Origin of the sequence: Chromobacterium sp. S0633, assembly GCF_024158805.1 — a bacterium.
Lineage (GTDB): Bacteria > Pseudomonadota > Gammaproteobacteria > Burkholderiales > Chromobacteriaceae > Chromobacterium.
The window spans coordinates 1-4,719 of sequence record NZ_JAMZGH010000096.1; the positions used below are offsets into that span (position 1 = coordinate 1).

At 61.9% G+C, this 4,719-nt stretch carries 5 protein-coding genes; 2 read left to right on the plus strand and 3 right to left on the minus strand.

The genetic code is table 11. The features are described from left to right. Together NK214_RS24640 and NK214_RS24645 are read left to right on the plus strand one after the other, a co-directional pair. Nucleotides 1-1,617: hypothetical protein (locus NK214_RS24640; RefSeq protein WP_253315772.1), on the plus strand; the 1,617-nt coding region annotated here is incomplete at its 5' end. After that, nucleotides 1,617-2,009 carry a hypothetical protein gene (locus tag NK214_RS24645; RefSeq protein WP_253315773.1) on the plus strand — a complete coding sequence of 131 codons (393 nt, stop codon included), beginning with the start codon at nt 1,617-1,619 and terminating at the stop codon, nt 2,007-2,009. The genes NK214_RS24640 and NK214_RS24645, both read left to right, overlap by 1 nt. Before the next feature lie 126 nt (nt 2,010-2,135). Here NK214_RS24645 and NK214_RS24650 read toward each other — a convergent pair whose 3' ends face one another. The 3 genes from NK214_RS24650 to NK214_RS24660 all read right to left on the minus strand — a co-directional run. Further along, a complete protein-coding gene (locus NK214_RS24650) occupies nt 2,136-2,459 on the minus strand; it encodes a hypothetical protein (protein WP_253315774.1) in 324 nt (107 codons plus the stop codon). 767 nt (nt 2,460-3,226) lie between these two features. Then, nucleotides 3,227-4,006, minus strand: coding sequence for a thioesterase II family protein (locus tag NK214_RS24655; RefSeq protein ID WP_253315775.1), 780 nt, complete (start codon nt 4,004-4,006; stop codon nt 3,227-3,229). A 4-nt stretch (nt 4,007-4,010) separates the two neighbouring features. Next, on the minus strand, nt 4,011-4,719 hold a 709-nt coding region (locus NK214_RS24660), incomplete at its 5' end, for an MFS transporter (protein ID WP_253315776.1).

A 4,719-nucleotide genomic window follows, 5' to 3' on the forward strand; every position in this document is an offset into this window, starting at 1 on the left:
GCAGCGGGCGCGGTGGCTTCAATGGCCAGCCAGGGCGTGGCGATGGCGATGGGGATGCAGGATCAGTTCTCGTGGAGTCAGGTGGGCTTGAGCGCCCTTGGCGCGGGAGTGAGCGCCGGCGTGGGCGCTGGGATGTTGGGCGATCCCTTGGCTAATGCCCCCATCGGTGTCCGCGCCGCGGCGGGCAATGCGCTGACCCAAGGAGTGGCGGTGGCCACCGGCTTGCAGAAGCGCTTCAGCTGGACCGCGTTAGCCGCCAGCGGCGCGGCGACAGGGGTCAGCGGCTGGATGGGCGACAGTCTGGGCTGGAAGAGCTCGGCGCCGGTGGCCGGCGTTGGCTACGGCACGCTGCGCGGCCTGGTGTCGGGCGGCATTCAGTCGCAGTTAACCGGCCAGCGTCCGAACTGGAGTGCGATCGCGGCGGAGTCGTTCGGCAGCGCGTTGGGCGACCAGGTGGTGAGCGGCATCCAAAGTCAGGATAGGGCGCGGCAACAGCGCTTGGTTGAAGCGATGGAGGAACAACTGACGGCAGCCCAACAGACGAGCTATGGGAGCCGGGGTGTGCTGGTGGCGGATGGGGGCAAGACCCGGTTGGTGTGGAGGGAGATCCTGAGCGATGCCGAGCCGGGCTACACGGTGGATGGCACGGCCTTGCGGCCGGTGAGCCGGCCGTTGCAAGCGCTGGCGGTGGAAGCGGTGGACATTATGGGCCAGCCGCTGAATGGCCGCTCCAATTACACTATTGGTCAAGGCTGGAGCAAGGTGATGTCAGGAGACGCCTCGCTGTGGGACTTCCTGACCTACCAAACTCCGGATGCGGCGCAGCGCCGGGCGGAACTCAATGCCCAGTGGGCACCGAGTAAGTTGGTGCAGCAACTGGATATGCTGAGTAGCAGCCCGGTAGCCACAACGACCTATTTGAGCGCAATTTGGAGAGGGGCCGGCCAAGCCGGGCAAGATGCCGCTTTGACGTTCGGCTATGCTGGTGGCAACGTGCTGGGAGCTTTGGCGGGCATCCGTACCGACGCGACGCGGCTGGGGTTGTTGGGAGCGTCGAATCCGGCGGGTGGGTATGGTTTGAGAGGGCTAGAGGGGCCTGGTGTAGTGCTAGAGTTGGGGGGGCGTTTAAGTGGACCAATAGATATTCGCTCTAAGATAACTATCCCAAGTGGCTTAAATAATAATCGCTCTCCAATAGTAATTGACCTATTTGGTGGTCGTGCTTCACAGATTCCTGGCGCAATCAATGTTGACATCGTTGCTGAACAAGGTATCCGGGCATCTGCATTAAAGCTTCCAATTAAGTCCGGTATCGCCGATCAAGTCATTTCAAGTAATCCGTACCTGCCGAATGGAACTGGAGTTATGGACTGGTTGCCAAGTGCTGCAGACGCTTTGAAACCTGGTGGGCAGCTTATTATTAACTATACAGCCAAGAACAAGTTTGGGCAGTTGCCAAGCATGGAGGTGTTGGAGGGACTTAGCCTTCGTGTAGTCCAAAATCCTGGCCCGTTGCTACCTCAGTTTCAGAATAACGTTTTCCGATTTACCGATGGGACGAAAATTCCGAATCACAAAGTGATGAGTGTGGTTCTCGAAAAAACAAGGCAAAAATGATGAGAATAGTCCAAGGGCATTTTGATGATTTGCATTTTACTGAAGCTTGTTTTGGCAGAGTGCTGATACAGGAACGAACTATATCTATCCAAGTTCAAGGGGTGTCCACTATGGCGGGGTATCCACTAGCAAAAAAAGATGCTGGGCTTATAAGTGGTATGCTTTTGTTTCGAGGGGTGATTACATCCCATAGAACATTGACCGAATACATTGGTAATCCACGAAATCCAGATGGATTCAAAGAAGACTACGTCCTTGAAGACTTGCCTCCGGTTGTAGATGATAGCGGTACACGTCAGCTGTATTCGTTCGAGGGTTTGTTGGAAAACCCGGTCGCGTGGGTTGATTGGGATATAGAGGCTAAGTCATTCGAGTTTGTTATTGATGATTAAGAAAGGGTGAGCAAGCCAAATGGCTTGCCCATGCGCGACCTTGACAACACTACTTTTGGAGCGCCGTAACTTATAAGCCCAAGCCTCTGCCAAAGCCCCACTAGGGGCTTTGGTCGTTCATGAGGCTCAAGCTAACTCCTGCATCTGCACCGTAGTTTGCTGCAAACGATGGGCGAAAGGTTCTAGCAGGCAATACACCTGCTCGCATTCCAGCGTGTCTAGCTTGGATTGCTCCAACATCGCCGCCAGCGCCGACAAGGCGGTGCTGACTTGATTGAATTCCAGGCTGAGCAGATGAAGGTTGTGATCGAAGTGCTGGCAGGATTGGTCGAGCTGCCGCAATAGCGGGTCAATCGGGTGGAGCGTGGCATCCTGCTGACGCAAGCTTTTCAGTTGGAACAGCAAGGTAGATAGTGATGGGATGTGGTGGGGGTGAGGGGCGTTAGACATGGTGCCTCCATGATGTACGGTATGTTTTCCGCAGCCCACTTCCTACGGTGGGCGGCAGCCCGAACGAGGGTAGGAATACCGGCACCATGGAACCGGCCAGCCCGTGGGCTGCCTCGCCCGGTCCGCCTATGAGGGCATGACAAGGCACACGGACACAGCTGCTCTCGCAGTGATGTCCGCCATGATGCAACTCGGGTTCCTACGCCCGGTGCTGAAGCACAGCACGGCCGGATTATCACGTGCCTGTGGCGGGGAGGCAAGGGGCGGGCGTCCGCTATGGCGGCGCAGCGAGGCCGGGCGCGTTTGAGTTCGGTGTTTCCTCCGGCGGCAGAGGCTTAGAGTCTGTTTATGATCTTTTGTAGGTGTGGTTAAACGCTGCTCGATATGTAGGAGACCACGTATCCGACGCGCCCCAGGTCCCTTCAAGCCTGCCGACGGGTGGCAGGCCCGAGGTCTTAAGCGGCTGCTTGTTCGAGCAGCGCGACGTTAGCGCGCCATCACTGAGCGAATCAGAGATTCGCACGTAGAGAGTTCAGCCGCGCCTCGGGACTGACGGGAACCGGCGGGAAGCCGTAGGCCAGGCTTGCAGGGCGGCCTTTGGGGTAAAGGGGAATTTGGCCGCGCAAATTCCCCTTTCCGTTTTATTCCCTCGCGACGCTACGCTTGCCTCGCTCGGTCAGGGCGGAACCGGCCCTAAATCATCATCCGCGAAGCGGATTCAATGCCTTGAACAATACTCCCGATCAGAAAAGATCGTGAACAGGTTCTTAGGCAAGGTCCGGCATGGCGGCGGCGGGGCTGGACAGCGCATCGGCGAGTTCGCTGTTGAGGCGGGCGAGCACGGCGTCCCGGGCGCTGGCGATGAAGAAGTGGTCGCCGTCGAACCAGTGCACGCGCGCGGGCGCGGCGGTTTCCCGCTGCCAGCCTTCGGTCTGTTCCGGCAGACGTTGCCGGTCGCCGCGCCCGGCCAGCACGGTGATGGGCAGGGTCAGCGGCGGGGCCGGCTGGTAGCGATAGGTTTCCACCAGTTCAAAGTCGGTGCGCAGGGTGGGCAGCAGCAGATCCATCATTTCCCGGTGGGCCAGGATTTCCGCGGGCGTGCCGTTGTAGTCGCGCAGCGCGTCGATGAAGCCGTCGTCGTCCATCCGGTGCAGCATGCGCGGCGGCTGGCGGTGTTGCGGCGCGTCGCAGCCGGACACGATCAGCCGCAGCGGCTTAGGCCGGCCTTGGGCGCGCAGCCGCCGCGCCAGTTCGAAGGCGATCAGGCCGCCCATGCTGTGGCCGAAGAAGGCGAAGGGCAGTTCGTCGTCCAAGGGTAATTCCCGCGCCAGCGCGTCCACCAGCGGCGGCAGCGCGGTGAAGCCGGCTTCGCGGAAGCGGGCGGCGCGGCCGGGCAGTTGCGCGGCGCAGACTTCCACTTCCGGAGGCAGCCGGCCTTGCCAGCCGGCATAGGCGCCGGCGTGGCCGCCGGCGTAGGGAAAGCAGTACAGGCGCAGCCGCGGCGCTTGGCTGGCGGACTGGCGCTGGAGCCAGGGGGTGGGGTGCATCGATTCAGTCTCCTGTTTGCAGGGAAGGGGTGGCTCGGGCGTCCGCGGCGTTGGGGCCGGCGGGCGCGCCGATGGCGCGCAGCCGGGGGCTGCACAAGGCCAGCACGGCGACGCCGATCAGCAGCAGGCCGGCGCCGGCGAACAAGGCGCGCACCGGCGCCGAGGTCAGGCTCAGGCCGGCCAGCGTGGTGGACAAGGGCGTGACCGCCGCCATCATGAACATCAAAAAACTCATCACCCGGCCGCGCATCTCCGCCGGAATGCGGGCCTGGATCCAGGCCATCAGCCGGACTTGCACCAGGCCGCCCAAGAGTCCGATCAGGAACATCATTGCGCAACTGGCGGCAAACGCGGCGGACAGGCCCAGGCCGATGATCAGCACGCCCATCAGGGCGTCCGCGCAGAATACCATCCATCCCAGCCGGCCCAGCGCCTTGGGCGGCAGCAGGCTGAGCAGGGCCATGCCCAGCAGGCTGCCCGCGCCTTGGGCGGACAGCAGGGTGCCGAAATGGCCGGCGTCCAGGCCCAAGACGTTCTTGACCAGCAGCGGCAGGCCGATCTGGATGGGGCCGGCGGTCAGGAAGGCGATCACCGCCCAGTAGAAGAACAGCGCGCGCAGGGTGGCGTCGCCCCAGGTCCAGGCGGCGCCGCGGCGGATGGCGCGCAGGATGCCGGCGGCGGATTGGGCCGCGGCCGGCGCGGCGGCGGCGAGC

Excerpts from the sequence above, each read along its gene's own strand:
- NK214_RS24645 (WP_253315773.1), top strand. The coding sequence starts at position 1,617 with ATGAGAATAGTCCAAGGGCATTTTGATGATTTGCATTTTACTGAAGCT.
- NK214_RS24650 (WP_253315774.1), bottom strand. The coding sequence starts at position 2,459 with ATGTCTAACGCCCCTCACCCCCACCACATCCCATCACTATCTACCTTG.
- NK214_RS24655 (WP_253315775.1), bottom strand. The coding sequence starts at position 4,006 with ATGCACCCCACCCCCTGGCTCCAGCGCCAGTCCGCCAGCCAAGCGCCG.